The organism is Caulifigura coniformis (genome assembly GCF_007745175.1).
GTDB classification, from domain to species: domain Bacteria; phylum Planctomycetota; class Planctomycetia; order Planctomycetales; family Planctomycetaceae; genus Caulifigura; species Caulifigura coniformis.
In genome coordinates, this window is record NZ_CP036271.1 from 5,906,738 (window position 1) to 5,929,169 (window position 22,432).

Annotated in this window: 17 protein-coding genes; 11 read left to right on the forward strand and 6 right to left on the reverse strand. The window is 63.4% G+C overall.

The features are described 5' to 3' along the window. Window positions 1-2 precede the first annotated feature (2 nt). The 7 genes from Pan44_RS23830 to purN all read left to right on the forward strand — a co-directional run bounded on the left by Pan44_RS23830 (window position 3) and on the right by purN (window position 10,584). Entirely contained in the window at window positions 3-962 is a 960-nt protein-coding gene (locus Pan44_RS23830; RefSeq protein ID WP_197453609.1) for a TolB family protein, read from the forward strand. Between the two features lie 66 nt (window positions 963-1,028). Next, window positions 1,029-1,925, forward strand: a complete 897-nt coding sequence (locus Pan44_RS23835) for a TolB family protein (protein WP_145034254.1) — start codon at window positions 1,029-1,031, stop codon at window positions 1,923-1,925. Further along, window positions 1,922-2,872 (forward strand): TolB family protein, encoded by a 951-nt coding sequence (locus Pan44_RS23840; RefSeq protein WP_145034255.1) that lies wholly within the window; start codon window positions 1,922-1,924, stop codon window positions 2,870-2,872. Before Pan44_RS23835 ends, Pan44_RS23840 begins: the two co-directional genes overlap by 4 nt. A gap of 171 nt (window positions 2,873-3,043) precedes the next feature. Then, window positions 3,044-7,108, forward strand: coding sequence for a serine/threonine-protein kinase (locus tag Pan44_RS23845; protein WP_145034256.1), 4,065 nt, complete (start codon window positions 3,044-3,046; stop codon window positions 7,106-7,108). Between the two features lie 87 nt (window positions 7,109-7,195). Next, window positions 7,196-7,693, forward strand: a complete 498-nt coding sequence (locus Pan44_RS23850; RefSeq protein WP_145034257.1) for a hypothetical protein — start codon at window positions 7,196-7,198, stop codon at window positions 7,691-7,693. Window positions 7,694-7,912: 219 nt separating this feature from the next. Continuing rightward, entirely contained in the window at window positions 7,913-9,871 is a 1,959-nt protein-coding gene (gene acs / locus Pan44_RS23855; protein ID WP_145034258.1) for an acetate--CoA ligase, read from the forward strand. Between the two features lie 107 nt (window positions 9,872-9,978). Beyond that, complete coding sequence (gene purN, locus Pan44_RS23860; RefSeq protein ID WP_145034259.1) at window positions 9,979-10,584, forward strand: phosphoribosylglycinamide formyltransferase; 606 nt, start codon at window positions 9,979-9,981, stop codon at window positions 10,582-10,584. 83 nt (window positions 10,585-10,667) lie between these two features. On the opposite strand, the gene Pan44_RS23865 is transcribed toward purN, so the two are convergent. Beyond that, window positions 10,668-11,585: a PRC-barrel domain-containing protein gene (locus Pan44_RS23865; protein ID WP_145034260.1), complete on the reverse strand. Its 918-nt coding sequence runs from the start codon at window positions 11,583-11,585 to the stop codon at window positions 10,668-10,670. Window positions 11,586-11,875: 290 nt separating this feature from the next. Beyond that, window positions 11,876-13,852 carry a DNA mismatch repair endonuclease MutL gene (gene mutL, locus Pan44_RS23870; RefSeq protein WP_145034261.1) on the reverse strand — a complete coding sequence of 659 codons (1,977 nt, stop codon included), beginning with the start codon at window positions 13,850-13,852 and terminating at the stop codon, window positions 11,876-11,878. Between the two features lie 213 nt (window positions 13,853-14,065). Between mutL and Pan44_RS23875 the strand changes: the two genes are divergently transcribed. The 3 genes from Pan44_RS23875 (at window position 14,066) to Pan44_RS23885 (ending at window position 17,313) form a co-directional block, all read left to right on the forward strand. Next, window positions 14,066-15,028, forward strand: coding sequence for an SGNH/GDSL hydrolase family protein (locus tag Pan44_RS23875; protein WP_145034262.1), 963 nt, complete (start codon window positions 14,066-14,068; stop codon window positions 15,026-15,028). Window positions 15,029-15,163: 135 nt separating this feature from the next. Further along, a complete protein-coding gene (gene serS, locus Pan44_RS23880) occupies window positions 15,164-16,438 on the forward strand; it encodes a serine--tRNA ligase (protein ID WP_145034263.1) in 1,275 nt (424 codons plus the stop codon). Window positions 16,439-16,509: 71 nt separating this feature from the next. Further along, complete coding sequence (locus tag Pan44_RS23885; RefSeq protein WP_145034264.1) at window positions 16,510-17,313, forward strand: fumarylacetoacetate hydrolase family protein; 804 nt, start codon at window positions 16,510-16,512, stop codon at window positions 17,311-17,313. Between the two features lie 101 nt (window positions 17,314-17,414). On the opposite strand, the gene Pan44_RS23890 is transcribed toward Pan44_RS23885, so the two are convergent. The 4 genes from Pan44_RS23890 to Pan44_RS23905 all read right to left on the reverse strand — a co-directional run bounded on the left by Pan44_RS23890 (window position 17,415) and on the right by Pan44_RS23905 (window position 21,628). Then, the gene (locus Pan44_RS23890; protein ID WP_197453610.1) at window positions 17,415-18,854 is read right to left on the reverse strand and encodes a cation:proton antiporter; all 1,440 of its coding nucleotides are present in this window, start codon (window positions 18,852-18,854) and stop codon (window positions 17,415-17,417) included. Window positions 18,855-18,975: 121 nt separating this feature from the next. Further along, a complete protein-coding gene (locus tag Pan44_RS23895; RefSeq protein WP_231754148.1) occupies window positions 18,976-20,376 on the reverse strand; it encodes a Gfo/Idh/MocA family oxidoreductase in 1,401 nt (466 codons plus the stop codon). A gap of 368 nt (window positions 20,377-20,744) precedes the next feature. Next, on the reverse strand, window positions 20,745-21,143 hold the full coding sequence (locus tag Pan44_RS23900; protein WP_145034265.1) for a methionine-R-sulfoxide reductase: 399 nt from the start codon (window positions 21,141-21,143) through the stop codon (window positions 20,745-20,747). A 59-nt stretch (window positions 21,144-21,202) separates the two neighbouring features. Further along, window positions 21,203-21,628, reverse strand: coding sequence for an organic hydroperoxide resistance protein (locus tag Pan44_RS23905; protein WP_145034266.1), 426 nt, complete (start codon window positions 21,626-21,628; stop codon window positions 21,203-21,205). Window positions 21,629-21,766: 138 nt separating this feature from the next. On the opposite strand from Pan44_RS23905, the gene Pan44_RS23910 reads away from it, so the two are divergent. Further along, window positions 21,767-22,393: a hypothetical protein gene (locus tag Pan44_RS23910; RefSeq protein WP_145034267.1), complete on the forward strand. Its 627-nt coding sequence runs from the start codon at window positions 21,767-21,769 to the stop codon at window positions 22,391-22,393. Window positions 22,394-22,432: the final 39 nt, after the last annotated feature.

Below are 22,432 nucleotides of genomic sequence, written 5' to 3' on the forward strand. Positions count from 1 at the left end.
TGATGACTGGTTGCTCGATCCTGCAAGCCGCCTGTCGGGCCGTGATATGGGGCATCGACCAGTCCGGGCGATGGGCGATTGTGCTCGTTGTGCTGTGCGTTTCCGGAAGCGGCGCGATCCAGGCCCAGGAGGATCCGGCCGCCAATCCGCGTCCGCGCGGGGCGGTCTATGAGCTCACCGTGGAGCCACCGGTCTGGAAGAAACTGTTCGACCTGCCGGACAACTACCGGGGCAATTCCCCGAGGGTCGTCGGGGACGGTCGAAGGCTGGCGTTCGATGCCTGGAAGAAGATCGAGGGGGAGACGAATTCCGATTCGGTCGTCTTCATGGTCGATCTGGATGGAAAGAACCTGAAGCAGATCTGTCGCGGAGCCATGCCGAGTCCGAACCCTGACGGCAGCCGGATCGCCTGCAGCCGCTACGCAGGGACGTCGGGCGTCTGGATCATGAACACCGAAGGCGGAGACGGCGAACTGGTCGATGAGAACGGCTGGGGGATCCAGTGGTCGCCCGATGGAGCGTCGGTTGCTTATCGGCGCGGCCGGAATGTGGTGATCCGCACGGTGGCCACGGGCGAGGAACGGTTGCTCTTTCCTGGAGCAGGAAGCCCGTTCGCCGTGATCTATTGGAACATGAGCTGGTCACCGGACGGCCGGAAGCTTGCGATGATCGCGGCCTCGGATCCGGGGAAAGACGAGCTTGTGATCGTCGACACACAGGGCGCGGAGTTCGGGTTCGTTCGTCGCGCCGCGGGCAAGTTCGTTCCGAGCCTGAGCTGGAATGCAGACAAACGGCCGCTGGTCTTTCCGGAGAAGGGATCGCCGTATCGCATGCTGGAGATCGATCCGCTCGGGACGGAGGAGCCGCGACTGATTCCAGGAATTCCCGCGGACTGCAGGGCAACGAGCGCGAGCTGGTCGCCCGATGGATCGCGGCTGATCGTGATGTGCAATTCGTACTGACCGTCCGGGAGCGCCGGATCCGGCGAAGAGGTGCGTCGCACTTCAAGATTCTGAATCGAGGCAATCATGCGGTCGGTGGTTGTGCTGGTGTTGCTGTGCATGATGGCGACCCGATCGCTGGCCCAGCAGCCGTCTCAGAATGCGCGGCCCGTCAATGCCTTCTACGTTCTCCAGAGCGACGGGGGCGGCTGGAAGAAGTTGTTCGAAGTGCCGGAGTACTTTCCGTGCAATTCTCCGAGGGTCACCGCGGACGGGTCGCAGATCGCATTTGACGCCTGGAAATCGCGACTTGGAGAGAGTCTTCCCGAGGCGCACGTCTTGACGTGCCGCCTGGATGGAACAGACCTGAAAGACCTCGGGCCTGGCGCGATGCCGAGCTGGAGTCGGGACGGAGCGCGAATTGCCTGCTGCCGTTACAAGGAGCAGCAGGGCGCGTGGCTCATGGATTCTGACGGGACGAATTCCGAACTTCTCGACTCCAGGGGCTGGGGGATCCAATGGTCGCCCGATGGCCGGTCGGTGGCGTTCACACGGGAACGGAACGAGGTGATCATTCGAGACGTTTCAACGGGTGTCGAGCGGCGCTTGTTCCCCGAAGGTGGATCACCTCATTCTCGCATTTACTGGAACATGACATGGTCGGCGGATAGTACGAAACTCGCGATGATTGCCGATCTCGAGAACAACATTCGCGAGCTGGCGATCGTGGATGCCCGTGGCGCCGAATATGGTTTTGAACGCCGGATCGCCGGGCAGTTCAATCCCATGCTTTCGTGGAATTCCGACGGAACGCGACTCATCTTTCCCGAGCGAGTCGATGGAGTGATCAAGCTGAGCGAAATTCACCCGTTCCGCGCCGATCCCTCGCGGCCCGTCCCCGGAATTCCAGCTGCCCAGCGAGTCGCCAGCGGCTGCTGGCTTCCGGATGGATCGAAGCTCATTGTCCTGGTGACCGAGCCATGAGAATCCGAGATCTGACCCGCCCCGTGGCGGCTGTTTCGCTGCGATTCTCGTACGGGGGCGCATTTGTCGCCGTTTCGTTCCTTGCGGCGCTGGCCGGGGGGACCGTCCATGGCCAGGGGCTGCCGGTTCTGAAAACGCCGTCTGCAGTGTACGAGATCAACGAGGACGGCACGGGCTGGAAGAAGGTCGTTACTCCGGGAGAGTTCAGCCGCATCGGTTCCCTCAGGCCCACTTCCGATGGCGCCCGCCTGTGCTTTGATGGAGTGAAAGCGGGTGAGGCCTGGAGCGATGCCATGCTTCTGAGCTGCCGCATGGATGGTAGCGATCTGCAGGTACATGGTCACGGAGCGATGCCGAATCTCAGTCCGGACGGCAAGCGACTGTCTTACTGCAGCTACGACGACCAGACGGTGCGGATCCGCAACCTGGAAGACCAGACGGAGACGGTGGTGGAACCGGGCTGGGGCGTCCAGTGGTCGCCGGTGTCGAACCAGATCGCGTATGTCGTTGGAGGCGGATCAGTTGTCGTTCGTGATCTGGAGACCTCGGAGCGACGGACGCTCTTTCCTGCCGACAGCAGCCCGTACGACTCGGTGTCCTTCAATATGGCGTGGTCGCATGACGGCCGGCAGATCGCCGTCCAGGGACGGCGGCCCGGCGGAGTCCGCGAGATCGCGGTCGTTGATGCGCAAGGAGCCGAGTTCGGTTTCAGGCCCGTGTCGCCGATGTCCACTGTGAGCAACTTTCTTGCGTTCCATCCCTCGGGCCGGAAGATTGCGTTCCAGGCGTACCTCAAGGGGACGAAAGGTCCGCAAATCTACGTGGTCGACCTCGACCAGAGGAATGAACCCCAGCGGTTGGCGGGGCAGCCGGCGGATTTCGACAACGTCGGTGCGGCGTGGGTGGATGGCGGCCGGAAGCTGCTGGTGATCGGGCAGCAGCGCTGAACGGGGGCAGCCCGGGACTGCGCACGCTCGAGAAGCAAGGTGAGAGACGGGGGCTAGCGTTCCTCAAGGTCGTACCGGGCAGACTTTTGCGACCGGCCCGGCCGCGGGGTATAGTGGTGGAAACGACCTGGCGTTGAATCGCCCCGAAACGTACTTTTTTCCCTCCGCCCCATGCCTGATGACGCTCGCCCCGCCGGCGGCCCTCCCGCGCCTGCGGAGCATGAGCAGCTGACACGGCTCGGCAAGTACGAGATCGAGAGGAAGCTGGGCTCGGGCGGAATGGGGACTGTGTTCCTCGCGAAGGACTCGGACCTGAAGCGGACGGTGGCGCTGAAGGTGCTCGCCAAGGACAGGGCCGAGAATCCGGTTCTGGTCCGGCGGTTCAAGGCCGAAGGACAGGCCGCCGCTTATCTTCAGCACAAGAATATTGTCGGCGTCTACGACTCGGGACAGATCGACGGGTTTCTGTATATCGCGCTGGAATTCGTCGAGGGGCAGGACGTTCTTGAGATCATCCGCAAACGGGGGGTGATTCCCGTCAAGCGGTCGATCGAGATCGTCAGGCAGGTCGCCGAGGCGCTTGAGCATGCGTATGAAAAGCAGATCGTTCACCGGGATATCAAGCCGTCCAACCTGCTGATCAAGAACGACGGGACGGTGAAGCTGGCGGACCTGGGGCTGGCGCGATCGATTGACGAGACGCTGGACACGAGCATCACGCGAGTGGGTACGACTGTGGGCACGGTCGACTACATGTCTCCGGAGCAGGCGCGGAACAGCAAGGCGACCGACATCCGCAGCGACATCTACTCGCTCGGTTGTACGTGGTACCACATTCTGACGGGCGTGCCGCCTTACGGTGAAGGAAGCGTGACCAACAAGCTGCAGGCGCATGCCACCGCGCCGCTTCCCGATCCGCGATCGCGCAACGAACGGATTCCGGAAGGCGTCGTCGCAGTGCTCCATCGCATGATGGCCAAGCAGGCGAAGGACCGATACCAGACGCCGGCCGAACTTCTGGAAGACCTGAAGAATCCCGGCATTGCCCGCAGCGGCCTGAATGCGGACATCCTCGCGGCACTTGCGCAGCCGGGCGGCAGCGCGGATCAGGAGTCTTCGTCCGGGGACATCTTCGAAACGCGGTCGCCCTTCGATTCGACGGACCTTGATTCAGCGATCAACACCCTGCGGCAGGATGCGCTGCCGACGGGAGTGGTGTTCGACGACGAGAATCCGGTGGTCGAGCAAGTCGAAGACGAAACGAGCGACGAATCGAAGGCGCCCACGCGTTCAAAAATCAAACCCGGGCCGCAGAAAGAGCCTCCACGTGGGAAAGCTCCGCCGCGTGAAGAACGCGTCGAGGAGCCTGACGATCGACGACCATTGCCGCCGAGGACTCCCCGCGGGAAGGCCGCGGGGAGCGATCCTGGCAAGTCAGGACCGCTTCCCCGACGGCAGTCGAAGGCCGAGCGGGAAGCGGTGGAAAACCTCAGCGATTCGGCGAAGCACCGTTTCCAGAAACGGAAGCTGCCGCCGCGCGCGGAGACTGCTGCGCAGGCCGAGCCGGTGCAGGTGTCGGTCGATTCGGATCGGCTCAGGAAGTTCGTGCTGGCGGGAATCGCGCTCGCCATTCTCGTCGGCATTGGAGTCTTGATTTCGCGGATGTTCGGGGAAGCGCCTGTGGTGGACCGTGGCCAGGGCAATGCCGCTGCCGCTCTGCAGGGGGACCCGGCCCAGCAGCCTGCCGTTCCACAAGCGCCTACGGCGGGCGCGCCGGATGAAAACAACTCCCAGGACACTCCGGCCGCTTCCGGGGAGCCGAACGACGCATCGACGGCTCTTCGTAAGTCGTCCACACCGATCGCCGGCGCAGAAGACCTGGCCGATTTGAACAGTGTGGCCGCGCGGGAATTTCTGCCTGACTGGGTGTTCCAGGTTCGAAAGTCGCCGGTCGCGGATGCGAAAACCGTCGTCGTGCGACGTCCGGGGACGGCGGCCGTCGAGGGCGTAGCGACGTTCGCGGAGGCCCTCTCGAAGCTGCCGCCGGGGCCGGTCACGATCGAGTTTCATGGCGACGGTCCGTTTCTGATCGCACCGGGAACACTCCCTGCGCGACCGCAGCTTTTGTTGAAGGGGGCGACTGGATCGCGTCCCGTGCTCGTGTTCGCATCTGGCGATCTCAAGTCGGGGGACGCCTGCCTTCGTTCGGAAGGACCGATTGCGTTTCGCGGGCTGAACCTTGTCCTGACGACAAGCGGAGAGACAGCCGCCGGCGTCGCGATGATCGAGGCCTCCGCTGTTTCGCTGACTGATTGCACGCTCCAGTCGGTCGGGCAGGGGGGGGGCGGAAGTTCGCTGGTTCGCGTTTCAGGAGCCAGTCACGAGGGTTCCGGGGCGGTGCTCGAGAATTGCCACCTGCGCTCGGAACTGGGCGACGGGCTGTCGCTCATCGGACCGTCGGCGCGCGTGCTGGCTGGGAACAGCCTCTTCTGTTTTGACAAAGGGAGCGCGATTTCCATCGCGCCGGCATCCGCCGCAATCGGCGTCCGACAGGGACGCGAAGTCACGTTCCTCAGGTCGACGGTCATCTGCGGGACCACCGGGGTTTCGCTGACGAACTCGGCAACGGAACCGCCGGCGCCGGTCGCGTGGACCCTTCGCAAGTCGGTCATGAACGGGGCATCGCACGCGGCAACGCTGCTCCATCTGAAGGGATGGCCCGCATCCGAAGAAACACTGACTGACAAGCCGATACCGGTCGGCGTTTCATGGAGGTCGGAACAGTCGGTGCTGCAAGGGTGGGACGCCTACGCCCGAATCTCCACGGGCCCGACCGCCCCGGAGAATCTTTTCGAAGGAGACAGCGGGTGGCAGAAGTTCTGGCGGCAGCCGCCGGCCGGGACACGCCTGATCGAGAAGGGCGTCGACGTCCCGGGGGATTTCGCACTGGCCGACGCGTCGGCGCTCGCCTCGCTGGGATCGACCCGCGACATTGAGCCGGGGTGCAAGATCGCGGCCCTGCCGAATGCACTCGCGGAATTGATTGAACGGGTGCGGATCCTGGCGTCCGCGAGGCGGCTCCCAGCCGACTTCATCGCTTTTCGCAAACCGGCGATGATCGTCGAGTTCAATGACATCAAGGCGGGGACGCTGAACGCGTTGCTCAACGACCGGTCGAAATGCCCGGACGGGGCTCTTGTTCAGCTTCGCGGCGCCGGAATCAAGACGCTACCTGCGATTCAGATTCAGGATCGCACGCTGCACATCGAGTTCGTGCAGGCGGACGGGGCTCCGCTGACGATCCGGCCGCAACCCGGTCTGACGGCCGGAGCACTCATCACGATCCAGGGAGGGAGCATCTCCTTCCTGAATGGGCGATTTCTGTTGCCCGAATCGGACCGCCAGACTTTTCCGCCGTCGTTGATCGATGTGGTGGGAGCCGACTTCGCCCTGACGAACTGCACATTGACGGGGCCGTCCGAGGTTTCGACGCGCCTGGGCCCATTGATCCGCTGGACCGCGGGCGGCGGAGGGACAGGGCTGCTCATCAAGGATTCGTTCCTGGCCGGAGGTCGAGTTTCGGTGGAAGCCGACATGACTGGACGGATGCTCGAGATCGACAACTCCGTCCTCGCTGCCGTCGACGACTCGATCGCCCTTTCGATCGCCGACGCAGCGCGTTCCGCCGATCTGACGGTGGCGTCGTCGACGCTGGCGGCCGGCCGCTCGATAGTGAACCTGACCGCGCTGCCGCCAGGAGAAGCGCCGGTCCTGACCGCGATTGTGAATGACAGCCTGGTCCTCGGTACGCAGGCCGGCGGAAAAGCGTCGATGCTTACGGCCCCAGCCGTGGAAAGCCTGTCTCGGATTCGCTGGTGGGAAGACGGAGTTGGTTATGCCCGGAACACGTCGACGACTGTGAGACTGGCTGGCGGAGGCGAGGCCCTTGGAGACTGGAGCAAACTCTGGGGAGCCGGCCACGTCCTTCGGGTCTGCATCTCGGAACTGGCCGTCCTTTTCGAAAAGCCGCTGGAGAATCTCTCGAAGGCCGAACCGGCCATGTTTCACCTGAATCCGGGGTGCCTCGCTGCGGCGTGGAGCTCGACCGGCGGTCCTCTGGGAGCAACCGGCCCAGCGATCGGGGCGTCATCGGAGACGCAGTCGACGCCTGCTGCCGAACAAGGGGCCTCAAAGCCTCCGGGCAATCTTCCCAAGAGGCCGCGTTCGGTTTTCTAGTTTCGCGGCAGATTTCGGCGGGGCGCGCGAATTGTTGTCATTTCGCTACAATCCGGCCGCACGCATTTTCCAACCGAGATCGGCCTCATGTCGCTGGATGTCTATTCACGCTGGTTCCATATCTGGTTTGCCGCTGTCCTGCTGGGCGGAGCGGTGTTCCAGTGGTTTGCGCTGGGCCCCGCAGTCAAGGATCTGAGCGAAGAGCAGAAGCCGCTCTTCCGCGAGTGGATTAACGCACGCTGGCGGCTGGTGGTGATGCTGGGATCGCTGATCCTGCTGATCACCGGGTTGTACAATTATCTCGTGGTTCTGCGCCCCCTGCACAAGGGGGACGGCATTTACCACATGCTGATGGGATTCAAGATCCTGCTGGCGCTGGCGGTCTTTTTCTTTGCCTCGGTGCTTGCAGGACGATCGCCGAAGTTCGAGAAGATGCGTCGCCGGAGCGGGGCCTGGAATCTGGTGTTGATTGGACTTCTGACGGCGATTGTCGCTCTCGGGGGCTACCTGAAAGTGGCGCGTCCGCCGGTCATCGCTCCCGTTCCCGCACCGGCCGTCCCTCCCGCGGAACCCGCGGCCGCCTGAAAGTTGTTTTCCGGTCCGGAGATCGCGACAAACTGCGCCGATTTTGCGGCGTACGTCCGTGCAACGGGCGGTTGCCGGGTTCGGAAGCGGGCGTGAGTCGCCTGCTTTGTTGAAGCCTGCATTTCGCGGCCTTAGGATCGCCATTTCGTCACCGTTCGGCGCTACCTGGCCGGCCGGCGACCTTGGTTGTTGCGCTCATCGATTGCTCGGAGTTCGTTCATGTCGTCCACAGCCGGTCAGAATATTTCCAGCGTCCTCCACGAGGATCGCAAGTTTGCGCCGCCGGCAGACTTCACCGCCCAGGCCAACATCTCCAGCGAAGCCCAGTACCAGGAGATGTGGAATCGGGCGAAGGACGATCCCAGCGGTTTCTGGGGCGAAATCGCCCGTGAGAACCTGACCTGGTCGACACCGTTCAAGCAGACGATGGCCGGAGAGATGCCCGAGACGAAGTGGTTCGTCGGCGGCAAGCTGAATGCATCCGTTCAGTGCCTCGACCGGCACGTCGCGACGTGGCGGAAGAACAAGGCGGCCATCATCTGGGAAGGGGAGCCTGGCGATACGCGCGTCCTGACCTACGGCGACCTCCACCGGGAAGTGTGCCGTTTCGCCGGCGTGCTGAAGACGCTCGGCGTGACTACGGGCGACCGAGTCACCCTTTACATGCCCATGATTCCCGAACTGGCGATCGCCATGCTGGCCTGTGCCCGCATCGGCGCTACGCATTCGATCATCTTCGGCGGATTCAGTGCCGACGCTGTCGCCGACCGGAATAACGACGCGCAGGCCAAGCTGATCATTACGGCCGATGGAGGCTGGCGACGCGGGAAGGAAGTCGAGCTCAAGTCGGCAGTCGACGAGAGCCTGGCGAAGTCAGATTCGGTGAAGCAGGTGATCGTTGTCCGCCGGACCGGCACGCCGGTCACGATGGTCGAGGGCCGCGACCTGTGGTGGCACGACCTGATGGCCGACGCCCCGGCCGATTGCGACGCCGTCGCGGTCGATTCCGAGCACCCGCTGTTCATCCTGTACACGTCCGGAAGTACGGGGAAGCCGAAGGGGGTCTTGCATTCGACGGCCGGTTACGTGCTCGGCTCGATGATGACCACGAAATGGGTATTCGACCTGAAGGAAGAAGACACCTACTGGTGCACGGCAGACATCGGTTGGATCACCGGCCACAGCTACGTGTGCTATGGCCCTCTGGCGAACGGCGCGACGGTCCTCATGTACGAAGGAGCCCCCAACTGGCCGGACGAAGGCCGGTTCTGGGAGCTGATCGAGAAGTACAAAGTTTCGATTTTCTACACTGCGCCGACAGCCGTCCGTGCATTCATCAAGTGGGGCGATCAATGGCCCGCAAAGCACGACCTTTCGTCGCTGCGGCTGCTGGGGTCGGTCGGCGAGCCGATCAATCCGGAAGCGTGGATGTGGTATCACCGCGTGATCGGCGGCGAGCGCTGTCCGATCGTCGACACGTGGTGGCAGACCGAAACGGGCGCCATCATGATCAGCCCGCTCCCGGGCATCACGTCGACGAAGCCAGGCAGCTGCACGAAGCCGCTTCCGGGCGTCGTGTGCGACATCGTCAACGAAGCGGGCGAGTCGATTCCTGCCAACCAGGGGGGGCTTCTTGTCATGAAGCAGCCCTGGCCGAGCATGCTGCGGACGCTGTATGGCGATCACGCGCGTTTCAAAGACACCTACTTCTCGAAGATTCCGGGTTGCTACTTCGCCGGCGACGGAGCGCGTCGTGACGACGACGGCTACGTGTGGGTGATGGGCCGCGTCGATGACGTCCTGAACGTCTCCGGTCACCGGCTGTCGACGATGGAAGTCGAGTCGGCGCTGGTGTCTCACCCGTCTGTTGCCGAAGCGGCCGTTGTCGGATTCCCGCACGACATCAAGGGAGAAGGCATCTGCTGCTTCGTCAGTCTCAAGGAGGGTAACGGCGATGAGGTTCTAAAGAAGACGCTCATCGGGCATGTGCGTCATCACATCGGCGCACTGGCCACGCCGGACCAGATCCGGTTCACGAGCGCCCTGCCGAAAACCCGCAGCGGGAAGATCATGCGGCGACTTCTGCGCGACATCGCGGCCGGTCGCGAGTCGGTCGGCGACACGACAACGCTCGAGGACTACACGATCATGGCCAAGCTCCGGCAGGAAGATGAGTAACGGCTGGCGATGGCCGGCTGTTCCACAGCGCTCGACGGGGCCGTATTGCAGGTTTGACGCGGTGCGCCGGCTTCGGCCGGCCAGTCGCGAACGTGGAGTCACTGAATATGTCTGATTCCACCGTCCGGTCGGAAGCCCTTCGTGTCGGAGTCTTGATTTCCGGCAGTGGCACCACGCTGGTCAATTTCCTGAAAGAACGGGAGGCCGGGCGGCTGCCGATCGAGATTCCCATCGTGATCGCCGATCGTGAATGCGGCGGGATCTCGAAATGCATCCAGGCAGGCCTCGCCTGTGAGGTCCTTCCCCGGCGGACTTTTGAGAATACTGCTGAATTCAGTCGAGCCATTTTCGACCGGATGCGTGCGGCGAAAGTGGACCTGGTGACCTTGGCCGGTTTTCTGGCCCGAGTGGACGTCCCCGACGACTTTCATCAGCGGGTGATGAACATTCACCCGTCGCTGATTCCGGCCTTCTGCGGGAAAGGGATGTACGGGCATTTCGTACACGAGGCAGTCATCGCGCGGGGCTGCAAGGTGTCTGGCTGCACTGTGCACTTCGCTGACAGCGAATATGACCACGGGCCGATCATTTCGCAGAAATGCGTTCCGGTCATCGACGGGGATACACCCGACATCCTGGCGGCCCGCGTCTTTGAAGCGGAGTGCGCCGCCTATCCGGAGGCGATCCGCCGGTTTGCTGCCGCTCGCCGGTAGCCCGCTTCGCGGTTGAAAAAGAACGACGCCGACCATGAAAGGTCGGCGTCGTTGGACCCAGTCCGTCGCGACGGCCGAATCGATTACTTGGGCACCACCGGCGGCGGCGTCAGGGGCTTTTTCTCGGATTCAGCGCCTGAACGGGCCGGAGGAGTTGAACCGGCGCCCGACGAGGAGCCGGGATTTACGCCCGGCTTGGGAGGAGTTGCCGGGCCGCGGTCGGCGTTGTTGCCGGCCCGTGCTCGGGGCGGCGTTGCGTCATTGCGTCCGGGGTTCGTTCCCGGTTCAGCACGCGGCGGAGCGTTGTCGCGGGGCTCGGTCCGGGGGCGGTCGTCTTTGGCTCCGGGAGCCGGAGTGGGAGCACGGTCCGGGCGGTCGCCGTCGCGTGTTCCGGCATTCGGGCGATCGCTGTCCCGCGTGCCAGCGCTCGGCCGGTTGCGGTCGTCGTCCTGGTTACGGTCGCGGTTCGGGCGGTCACGATCAGCCGCGTTGTCGCGGTTGGCTGGGTCAGGGTCGCGATCACGGTCCCGGTTGCGAATATCGACATCAACGTCCGCTCCCTGGCGGAACGTCGTGCGGTTACGCCCGCCCGCGCGGACATTGAACGACGCGAAGACCTGGTCGCGGAAGCCCGGAGCGTAAAGGTCGGGCCACTGGTTGCTCGAGAAGAACTGCACCCGTTCAAACTGCGTCGGCGCGATGTCGACAAAGACGATCCGGTCGGCGGGCCGGTACTGGACAACATCGAACGGGACGACATATTGCCGGTTGTCATAGGACGCGACGTAGTAGTCGATGCAGCCTCCTTCCGAGTACACCACGTCGACGATTTCGCCGGCCGGTTTGTCGTCCTGGATGACGACTTTCGTTTTCAGAATGTTGCTGATGCGCCGGACTTCGACGCTGCCGCCGGCGCGGTCCTGGGCGCTCAATTGCGCGGTGGCCGCTGCGAGGGTGAGGCCCGCGAGGGCCGTTTTCAGAAAGTAGTGACGTTTTGACATAGGGCTTTCTCCAGTCAACGCAGGGGAGTGACTGCGCACGTCCATCGAGCGCAGTGCAGATCGTGGAATGGCCCGAATGCAACGGTAGTGCCGAAGAAATGCTTCACTGAGCGAACACGCCGGGAACTGCGGCAATGCCAGTGATTTCTCGCTCATCTGCCGTCCACGCCGCATACTTCACGCGGCGAAGCATGTCAGGCGATGATTCAGCGTGAGAGATCAACTGGCAAATGAACGCCTGTGATGCGGGAACGCCTGGGCGCCGATCGTGAAAGCTTCACGAGGCGACGTCATCCGAGGCGGCCGAATTGCCGGTCGAGTTCGGCGCGGGAGAGCGTCAGCGCGGTGGGGCGGCCGTGCGGGCAATGGTGGGCATCATCCACGAGATGCCGCTGGGCGAGCAGGCTGTCGATTTCCTCGGAGGTCAGTCGCTGTCCTGCCTTGATCGCAGCCTTGCAGGCCATCATGTGCAGGAGCGAGTCGATAAGGTCCCGCCTCGTCAGTTTCTGCCCGGCCTGCTCAATCTGTTCGACGACCGCCCGGACGAGTTCGACCGGGTCGGCTCGCCTGAGGAGGACCGGATACGCGGAAATTCCGACGCTTCGGCCGCCGAGTGACGACACTTCCAGCCCCAGTTCCGACAGGACCTCCGTCTGATCGAGCAGCAGGCCGACCTCCCGCGGAGTCAATTCTGCCAGGACGGGCATCAGCAGCCGCTGAACTTCCATGCGGCCTTCGAGCACGCGTCGACGGAGCTGCTCATACATGATCCGCTCATGAAGGGCATGCTGATCGATGAGCGTGACGGCATCGCCTGTTTCCACGACGAGATAGCAGTCGAGCACCTGCATCGCCCGCGGCAGATCTTCATCGGACCGGCTTGCTGGTACTGGATCAGGGCCGGGGAGGTCAGTGACGGGCCGCGGGGCCGGAGGGCCCCCCGGGCTGAGGTCGGTCGTCTGAGAGGCAGGGGCCGGCCAGACGGAGGGCGAGTGATCGGAGGGGCGGTGCTCGAGCGCGGCGGCCGCGGCCTCGAGGTCCTCGATCCCTTCGCGGGGAGGGGCCGTTTCCAGGTGAGATTTCGCCCAGGCCGCAAACTCTGAACGCTGCCGCTCCTCGACGAGCGAGTCGTACGCCGTTCGAGGCGGCTGTGTCGAGGGAGAGGGGGAGAACAGCGGCAACTCGGGGGACAGCACCGGGGCGCCGGCCGCCAATGTCGACCGGCCTGCCGTCGGTTGCAGGGGACTTTCAAAGTTCAGGCCCAGGAACTTGCGGCGAATGCTGGAGAGCACCAGCCGGTAGAGACGCTGGGGATCGACGAAACGGACCTCCGCCTTGGTGGGATGGACGTTGACGTCGACTTCATCCGGAGGCACTTCGAGGAACAGAAAGCAGACCGGCTGCCGGCCGACCATCATCAGGCCGCGGTAGGCCTCCGTCAGCGCGTGCTGAACCGTGCGATCCTGGATCCAGCGGCCGTTGACGAACAGGTACTGGGCCTTGCGGGTCGCGCGACTTTCGTCGGGGTGCCCCGTGAAGCCCCACAGGCGCAGTCCGGCCTGATCCCCTTCGATCGGGATCATCCGCCCGCGGAGTTCCGTGCCGAACACCTGCTCGATGCGGTCGCCAAGGTCGTCGACGGCCGGGAGCTCGAAGACGAGTTTGTCATTGTGGCGCAGGGTGAAGTGGATTCGCGGCTGGGCGAGGGAGAGACGCGTGAACTGCTCGCTGATATGGGCGAACTCGGTGGCCTGCGACTTCAGGAACTTCCGGCGAACCGGCGTGTTCAGAAACAGTTGGCGGACGTCGATCTGGGTTCCCGCGGGGGCGCCGCAGGGGCGAGGGGCGGTCATGACCCCGCCTTCGACTGTGATCTCCGTTCCCATCTCGAGGTCAGCGGGACGCGTGCGCAGCCGGAACGAGGAGACTTCCGAGATCGAGGCGAGCGCCTCGCCGCGAAAGCCCATGGTCTGGACGCGGAAGAGATCGTCCGCGTCAGCGAGCTTGCTCGTGGCGTGTGCGGTAATGGCCAGTTCGATGTCTTCAGGATGGATTCCGCAACCATCATCGACGATGCGGATCAGTTCGGCTCCTCCCTGCTGACACTCAATGTCGATGCGGGTGGCGCCGGCATCGATCGCGTTTTCGAGCAGCTCTTTCACGACGCTGGCCGGGCGCTCGATCACCTCTCCGGCCGCGATCTTGTTGACCAGCGCCGTCGAGAGTTTCCGGATCCGTGGGGCTGCCTCCGTGTGCGCGCTCGACATCAGAATCTGACAGTAGGTGGAATCCGCCCGCCGGCGGAAAGCCTCGGCGTGGCTGCATCACGGGCCCCTTCAGCGGGCCAGTCGTGGTCAGTGCAGAATACGCGGGCGTCCCTGAAAACTCCACGAGGTCGGAACGTGGTAACGGCGAGGCGATCGGCGTATCTTGGCGGTCCGACTTCCTTCCCGGCGTTCCCCATCAGCCCCCTGAGCCCCATGCGGATTCTCTTTCTCGTGATCGGCCTGGCCGCAGGCCTGTGTTTCGCCGCGACTGTGGACGCCGCCTCGCCCGGGAAGCTGGAACTGAAGGACGGCGACCGCGTGCTGTGGATTGGCGGCACGCTCATCGAGCGCGAACAGATCTACGGATACTGGGAAGCGATGCTGACTGCCTCGTTTCCCGATCGCTCGATCCGGTTCCGTAATCTGGGCTGGAGCGGGGACTCCGTGTGGGCGGAGTCGCGCGGGATGTTCGATGCGCCGGCCGAAGGCTACAAGCGGATGCTGGCGATGTCGGCGGATTTCAAGCCGACTCTGATCATCCTGGCATATGGAGGCAATGAGTCGTTCGCCGGTCCAGCCGGGCTCGAACGATTTGTCGCCCAGTACAAAAAGTTGGTTGACGATCTCAGGAAGCCCGGCGTGCGCTTCGCATTCCTGCTTCCGGTCGACATGGAGCCGGCTTCCACGGTCGACCCCGACCTGGCGATGTCGTTCAACAAGGGGGTGGTCGCTTACCGGGAAGCGATCCGGAAACTGGCCGACGCGGAAAACGCCCCTGTGATCGACCTGACCAGGGCGGCGGCCGAGGAATCGGCGATCGCGGGCCGGTCCCTGACGACGGACGGGCTCCACGGGACCGCGGTCGGCTACTGGGCCCTGGCGCATCGCCTGCGGGACCAGGTGGCTTCCACCCGCGAGGGAGTGGTGCTTCCGCTGCCGGCGAACGCCCATCCTCCCGAGCCATCAGCCGCCTCGGCCGACCGGATTGAGCAGATGCGGCTGGCGATCATCGCCAAGAATGAGCTCTTCTTTCACCGCTGGCGTCCTCAGAACTTCACGTACCTGTTCGGGTTCCGGAAGCACGAACAGGGGAATAATGCCGTGGAGATCCCGCAGTTCGATCCGCTGATCGAGAAGCAGGAAGAGGTGATTTCGGCGCTTCGGCAGGGGAATTGATTTTCGCGGGGACGGTCGCGAAAGTTCGCGACACAAACAGCCCAGTCGTGTGATCACGCCCACACGCGTGCCCGCCAGTACGGTCGTCGAGCATCCAGGACGACCAGGCGGCCGCAGTACTCATGAATTGACCCAATGCTTGACCTGACGTTTATCACGGAAAACGCGGACGCCATCCGCCAGAACTGCAGCAACCGCGGGGTCAAAATCGACCTGGATGAGCTGCTCACGCTGGCGGAATCCCGTCGCGGACTGATCGGGGCGGGAGACCGGCTGCGCCAGGAGCAGAAAGACGTTGCCGCCCGGATTCCGAAAGCGACCGCCGAGGAACGGCCGGCACTGATCGCCCGCGGGAAAGAACTGCGTGAGCTGGTCTCGGCCAGCGAGAAGCAGGTGGGCGAAGTCGAGGAGCAACTGCGCTCACGACAGATGCAGATTCCGAATATGACGCATCCCCAGGCCCCGGTCGGGCCGGATGAATCGCACAGCGTGACGGTCCGGGAGTTCGGGGCGAAGCCGACGTTCGACTTTACTCCGAAGGGACATGTCGAACTGATGGAAGCGCTGGATCTCGTCGACCTCGAAGGCGGGTCGCGGGTTGCCGGTCACGGGTTCTACTTCCTGAAGAATGAAGCGGTGCTGCTCGAGCAGGCGCTCATCAACTACGCGCTGGCGAAGCTGCGGGCCGAGGGATTCACGCTGCTGACGACGCCTGACCTGGCGCGGGACGAAGTGCTGATGGGGACGGGATACATCCCCCGCGGCAACGAAGCTCAGATCTATTCGATCCAGGGGAGCGACCTCTCGCTGGTGGCGACGGCCGAGATTCCGCTCGGCGGATTGATGAAGGATCAGATCCTCGATGCGGGCAAACTGCCGCTGAAGCTGGGGGGCCTGTCGCACTGCTTCCGCACCGAAGCGGGGGCTCATGGGAAGGCGACGCGCGGGATTTACCGCGTCCACCAGTTCACCAAGGTCGAGATGTTCGCCTACACGGCGCCGGACGTCGCGGCGTCCGATGCGATGCACGCCACGATCGTGCGGATTGAAGAAGAGATCTTCCAGGGGCTCAAGATTCCGTATCGCGTGATCGACATCTGCACGGGCGACCTGGGAGGCTCGGCCTTCCGGAAATTCGACCTCGAAGCGTGGATGCCAGGCCGGAATGAATATGGTGAAATCACTTCGGCGTCGAACTGCACCGACTTCCAGTCGCGACGACTCGGCATCCGCTGCAAGTCGCCCGATTTCAAGGGGACGCGTTTCGTCCACACGCTCAACGGGACGGCGATCGCCGTGACGCGCGCGATGATTGCCCTTCTCGAAAACTATCAGCAGGCGGACGGCAGCGTCGTCGTTCCGGATGTGCTGCGTTCGTGGATGGGCGGACTGGAACGCATCGCCCGGTAAATCGCGGGAGACGCCGGGGATGACCTCGAACCTGACAGTTCCCACTTCGACTCTGAGAGGACCGTTGCCACATGAAGATCGCGCGTCTGCAGGAATCGTCTGGAACCATTGTCACCGCGATTCGCCATGACGACGGTCGCTTTACGAAGGCGACCGGCTCTCTGGAAACTGGCTTCAAGGATTCGGGCATTGCCGTCAGCGGCAAGCTCCTGGCGCCGGTCGATCCGCGAATCATCCTCTGTATCGGGCTCAACTACCGGAAGCACGCGGAGGAGGGGGGCAAGCCGGTCCCCGAACTGCCGGTGCTGTTCATCAAGGGGCCCGGGGCGACCAACCATCCCGGCGACGAGATTGTCCTTCCGCGGAAGCTGCGGAGCGACATGGTCGACTACGAATGCGAACTCGCGATTGTCATCGGCCGCGTTTGTAAGAACGTCAGCAAGGCGGAGGCGTTGCAGTATGTCGCCGGTTACACGTGCGGAAACGACGTGAGTGCGCGCGACTGGCAGATGAAGTGGGGGGGCGGGCAGTGGTGTCGGGGGAAGACGTTCGACACGTTCTGTCCGCTCGGGCCGTGGATGGTGACGCCCGATGAAGTTGGAAATCCGAACGAACTCCGCATCATGACTCGCCTCAACGGTGAGACGATGCAGGACTGGTCGACGAGCGACATGATTTTCGACGTGCCGACGCTGATCGAGTTCCTCAGCGGCAGCACGACCCTGATGCCGGGGACTGTCATTCTCACAGGAACGCCGCATGGCGTCGGCGGCGCCCGGAAGCCCCCCGTTTTTCTCAAGGCGGGCGACGCGGTCGAGATCGAGATCGAGAAAATCGGCGTATTGTCGAACCCGGTCGTCGAAGAAGTGGTCTGAGAAGCCATCGCCCCGGCCGCTTCAGAGCAGCCGGGGCTTTTTTTCTATCCAGCAGCGGCGCGGCCGGGAGATGCACGCCCCACCCGGGCGTGGACAGGCCTTCAGGCGGCGGTGGTGACCGTCCTCGTGCGCGACATCGACCACCCGAGCAGGGGGGGAGTAATCAGGGTCGTCACCATCACCATGACGACGATCGCCGTATTGATGGCCGGGCTGACAACGGGCTGTCCGTCGATCTTCAACTCCGCGCCGATCGCGGCGAATATCAGCCCGACTTCACCGCGGGGAATCATCCCGATTCCAATGCTCAGACGGTCCAGGCCGCGCTCGATGGGGCCGAACGCGCAGACCTGTTTGCCGATGATCGCCGCGATCGTGAGGGCCGCCGCGAGGCCGAGTACGGTCGTGTTCGCGAAGCTGCGAAGATCGACGGTGAAGCCCATCATCACGAAGAAGATGGGAACGAGCATCGTGGTGATCGGAATGACCTTTTCCTCCATCGAGTCATGGTCGTGCAACTGGAGCGCCCGATAGTGCCGCTCGTCGAGGATGAGGCCGGCGGCGAACGCTCCGACGATCGGCGCCAGTCCGACCAGGGCGGCGACCCACGCCAGGAGGAAACAAACCAGCAGGCCGGTGACCGTCATCATGCCGTGCACCCGGAGCCGCGCCATGAGCTTGTAGACATGAGGGAACAGGTACTCACCCAGGACCACCGCCCCGACGAGGAACCCGACGGCCTTCCCGGTGATCACGGCCACTTCTTCGAGACTGGCGGTCCCCTTGACGATGATCGCCTGGACGACTGCAAGGACAATCAGGCCCATCACGTCGTCGATGACCGCGGCGCCGAGGACGATCTGCGATTCTTTGAGGTCCGTCTTGCCGAGGTCCTTGAGAACGCGGGCGGTGATGCCCACGCTGGTGGCGCACAGCGTCGCCCCGAGGAACAGATGCACGTGCCAGGATTCGTCCGGCAGGAACCACTTCCCTACGAACCAGCCCAGGATCATCGGTGCGACGACTCCGAGAATCGCCACGAGGAATGCGGACGCGCCGACGCGGCGCATATCGCCCAGATTCGATTCGAGTCCAACTTCGAACAGGAGCAGGATGACGCCGATTCGGGCCAGCATGTCGAGCGTGGTCGCCACGGCCGTCGCGCTGGCTCCATGGGCTTCAACCGACGGAGCACGGAGAAACTCGAAGCCGTCGTAGCCGGCCAGGATCGCGTTGCCCATCAGGACGCCGACGAGCAATTCACCCAGAACGGCCGGCTGCTTGAGCCGGACCATCAAGGCCCCGCCGACCTTGGCAGAAAACAGGATCAAGACGAGTCCGAGCAGCAGCGGCGTGACCGGATCGGCATGCCCCCCTCCGTGATCGAAGTCGGGATGCGCGGCCGCCGCTGCCGGGGCTTCGGCGGTCGAGACGACCTCCTGGCAGGACGCTGTTCCGGACAGCATTGCGAGCAGGACGATGGCGGTCAGTCCGATTCTTCCCAGCGGAAATCTCCGATTCGCAGTCAATCCAGTCACCATCGCTCCTGCCGGTCGAGTTACACGAGAAAACCCAGCCGCAAGAGGCGGCTGGGTTTCGAGCTCGGCGTCAGATTCGTGTGTTCCGTCGTGACTTGCAAGGACGCGGAAGGTGACGGTTTGATCAAACTTTCACGTTGATCTCGTATCCCTTGCGCTGTTCGCGGGACTGCCAGCCGTTCGCTTCCTCGTCGCCGACGACCTGCTGCCGGGTGGCGTCCCACTGGATCTTGCGATCCAGGCGGATGGCAATGTTCGCGAGATGGCAGGTCGTCATGGAGCGATGGTGAGTGTAGACGTCGGAGATTGGCTGCTCCCGGGTCTTGATGCACTCGAAGAAGTTGCCCATGTGGTTTCCGGGCTGCTTCCCCTTGTACAGCTTCACCAGGGCATCTTCGGGCAGGGGATTGGACTTGAGTTCCTCGACCGGCGCCCCTTTCATCGCCCCGCGGCTGACGTGGAAACGGCCTTCGGTTCCTTCGAACAGGATGCCGTTGCCGTCCGGCGAATCGCTGACGATGTGCATTTCGACGTTGCCCGGGCACATGACCTTGACGTCGAACTTGCCGGCGACGTTATACATGTCGTCGCGCGTCGGCATGCCGCGACTGTCGAGCGGGCAGAGGGACTCGATCGATCCCGGGACCGGTTCGGCGGAGAGCGGGCCCGTTTCGTCGATGCCGAGCGCCCAGTTGGCGATGTCGACATGGTGGGCCCCCCAGTCGGTCATCTTTCCGCCCGAGTATTCGTACCACCAGCGGAATTCGTAGTGCACCCGGCTGTGCGGATATTTGGCCTTCTCGTTGGCCATCGGTTTCGAACGGTATTTCACCATCGGCGCCTGGCCGAGCCACATGTCGAAGTTGAGTTCCCTGGGAATCGCGACCTCGGGGATCTCACCGCTTGCTCCGACGCCGCCGATGTTGCAGGTGACCCGCTGGACCTTGCCGATGCGGCCGCCTTTGACCATCGCGACCGCCGTCAGGAAGCGGCTGCCCATTTCACTGCGCTGCTGCGTGCCCACCTGGAACACCCGCTTGGTCTCGTCGAGCACCTTGCAGATCTGCTTGCCCTCCATGATGGTCAGCGTGAGCGGCTTCTCGCAGTAGACATCCTTGCCCGCCTGCATGGCTTCGATGGCGATCTTCGAATGCCAATGGTCCGGCGTCACGATCGTGACGACATCGATGTCCTTGCGGTCGAGCAGTTTCCGGTAGTCTTCGTAGGAGTCGACCGGCTTGCTGTTCTTCTCGCCGTTCTTCTGCTTCGCAACTTCGAGACCTTCGCGGAGATGGTTGGCATCGACGTCGCAGACCGCGACCGCGGTCGAGTAGTTGGCCGCGCCCCCGATGATCTGCTTCCAGCGGTCGCCCGTGCCGATACAGCCCAGCAGCGGCCGTTCGTTCGGGCTGCGGTTTTCCTGGGCCAGGGAACGCGAACTCGAAAACCAGTAAGGCATCACCGCTCCGGCCGCCGCGGCGGTGGAGATCTTCAACACATCACGACGGCTGGTGCGAACAGGCACAGGAGCGCTCCCGGAAGGAAAGATCGGACCCTTGTCAGTGACAGTCTACGCGTTGGCGACAGTCTAAGCCGCACGATTCAGGGAAGGCGAGCGTACGCCGGCGAACGGCATGCGGTCGATACAGCCGATGGAATGGCAAGCACCTCCATCAAGAGAATGCGGAGCGGCGAGCGGATGTTCCCGTAGCGGCAGATTTCAGATCTGCATTCTCGCGGTGAGTCCTCCATTCAGTGACACCACCCCTCGAGACGCGACCTTCGTTCGAGAGATCCATGTTCTCGAAGTCGCCCGTCGTGAAGACGCAGGCAGTGGAGCCGGTCCCGGTTTCCAGGGCCGACAAAGGGAGGCCCCGGAAGACGTCATCGGTTCTACTGGTTCTGCCGCAGTGCGGGTATGAGGACACCCTCCGGTACAAACCGCATCGAAATGCTGTTCACGCAATGCCGGATGTTTCTGGGTGTCAGCCGCTCACCCTGAAAAACGTGTCCCAGGTGTCCGCCGCAGTGGTGGCAGACAATTTCGACGCGGTAACCATCCGCGTCGGCGTGGCGGTCGACGGCGCCCGGGATCTCGTCGTCGAAGCTGGGCCAGCCACAATGGCTGTCGAACTTGGCCTCGGATTTGTACAGCGGAGCATTGCACTGTCGGCAGATGTAGACGCCCGCCGCTTTATTGTCGGTGTACTCGCCGACGAAAGGCCGCTCGGTCCCCTTATGAAGGATCACGCGGGCTTCTTCGGGCGTCAGCGGGTTGTACGAGGCGGACATGGGGACTCCTTGCAGATGCCCCGGCCGTGGCAGCGTCCGGGGCTCTGAACGCGAACAGGTCAGACGATCGTCAGCGTCACGTTGATGTTGCCGCGGGTCGCGTTCGAATACGGGCAGACGAAATGCGCCTTGTCGACGATCTCCTGCACCTCTTCCTTCGGCATGCCGGGCGCGCTGATCTTCAGCTCGACTTCAATGCCGAAGCCGGTCGGCAGCGTGCCGATTCCGACGGCGCCCTCGATCGAGGTGTCCGCGGGAAGCGACTTCTTCTCCTTCATGGCGACGAACTTCATCGCGCCGAGGAAGCAGGCCGAATAGCCGGCCGCGAAGAGCTGCTCGGGATTGGTTCCCGCGGCGCCATTGCCGCCGAGTTCCTTGGGAGTGGTGAGTTTGACGTCCAGGATTCCGTCGGACGATGTGGCTTTGCCTTCACGTCCGCCGGTGGCCTTGGCGTGGGCGGTGTAGAGTGCTTTTTCGATGGGCATGGGTGGCCTTTTGCAGTGGCAGTGGCGAAGTGAAGCGGCGCGCCTGTTATGTTAGCCGACCTTGGGCGGAAGGCGATGGCCCCCCTGGAGGCAGGCGCCCGGCCTTCCGGATGGGTAATTCTCAGCGGGAGTCGATGGATGACGACACCAGTCGAGTCGGTCGCCGGACCTGATGGCGTGGTTCGGCGGGGGAAGCGGTTCGGTTGGCCGACGCTCGTTGTCGTCACGATCGCGGCCCTCTGGGCCGGGGGAGCCATTCGCAATGCGATGGCTAAGTCTTATCAGGCCGACCTGTTGGCGACGTTCCCGTCGTTTCTGGAGATCAATTCGCCTGTCTCGATTCAGATGGACTGGAATGCCACCGAAACGGAAATCGACGGCACCTCCATGTTTCGCCAATACTCCGGGCCAGCGACCTATCTGATCAGGAATCAAAGCGATCGGCCGATCAAGATGGTCTTTCCGCCGCAGAATGGCTTTCGTTTCGAAGTCCGGGACACCGGAGCCTCGATGTCGCCGCGGACTTCCAAGGACATTCCGGCATGGGCACGGCGGAACTTCGTCCTGGAACTGACTCCGGGCGAAGAGCACCGATTTGAAGAGGACTACACGATCGCGAGTTCTCCGATTTCAGAGAAACGGTGCTACGGCCCTGTCGGACTCGATTTCGCTGCGCCGAGCGGTGCGGACGTCACCGGGTACGTGACCGGCACGGTCGTCTGCAAGATGAAGGCGAAGGTGACGAAGTCACGTCAGACTCACTGACACGACGCCCCGACGCGAGAGTCTTCTGGACAGGACCGC

Coding starts and splice junctions, on each gene's coding strand:
- Pan44_RS23830 (WP_197453609.1), top strand. CDS start 3: ATGACTGGTTGCTCGATCCTGCAAGCCGCCTGTCGGGCCGTGATATGG.
- Pan44_RS23835 (WP_145034254.1), top strand. CDS start 1,029: ATGCGGTCGGTGGTTGTGCTGGTGTTGCTGTGCATGATGGCGACCCGA.
- Pan44_RS23840 (WP_145034255.1), top strand. CDS start 1,922: ATGAGAATCCGAGATCTGACCCGCCCCGTGGCGGCTGTTTCGCTGCGA.
- Pan44_RS23845 (WP_145034256.1), top strand. CDS start 3,044: ATGCCTGATGACGCTCGCCCCGCCGGCGGCCCTCCCGCGCCTGCGGAG.
- Pan44_RS23850 (WP_145034257.1), top strand. CDS start 7,196: ATGTCGCTGGATGTCTATTCACGCTGGTTCCATATCTGGTTTGCCGCT.
- acs (WP_145034258.1), top strand. CDS start 7,913: ATGTCGTCCACAGCCGGTCAGAATATTTCCAGCGTCCTCCACGAGGAT.
- purN (WP_145034259.1), top strand. CDS start 9,979: ATGTCTGATTCCACCGTCCGGTCGGAAGCCCTTCGTGTCGGAGTCTTG.
- Pan44_RS23865 (WP_145034260.1), bottom strand. CDS start 11,585: ATGTCAAAACGTCACTACTTTCTGAAAACGGCCCTCGCGGGCCTCACC.
- mutL (WP_145034261.1), bottom strand. CDS start 13,852: ATGTCGAGCGCGCACACGGAGGCAGCCCCACGGATCCGGAAACTCTCG.
- Pan44_RS23875 (WP_145034262.1), top strand. CDS start 14,066: ATGCGGATTCTCTTTCTCGTGATCGGCCTGGCCGCAGGCCTGTGTTTC.
- serS (WP_145034263.1), top strand. CDS start 15,164: ATGCTTGACCTGACGTTTATCACGGAAAACGCGGACGCCATCCGCCAG.
- Pan44_RS23885 (WP_145034264.1), top strand. CDS start 16,510: ATGAAGATCGCGCGTCTGCAGGAATCGTCTGGAACCATTGTCACCGCG.
- Pan44_RS23890 (WP_197453610.1), bottom strand. CDS start 18,854: ATGGTGACTGGATTGACTGCGAATCGGAGATTTCCGCTGGGAAGAATC.
- Pan44_RS23900 (WP_145034265.1), bottom strand. CDS start 21,143: ATGTCCGCCTCGTACAACCCGCTGACGCCCGAAGAAGCCCGCGTGATC.
- Pan44_RS23905 (WP_145034266.1), bottom strand. CDS start 21,628: ATGCCCATCGAAAAAGCACTCTACACCGCCCACGCCAAGGCCACCGGC.
- Pan44_RS23910 (WP_145034267.1), top strand. CDS start 21,767: ATGACGACACCAGTCGAGTCGGTCGCCGGACCTGATGGCGTGGTTCGG.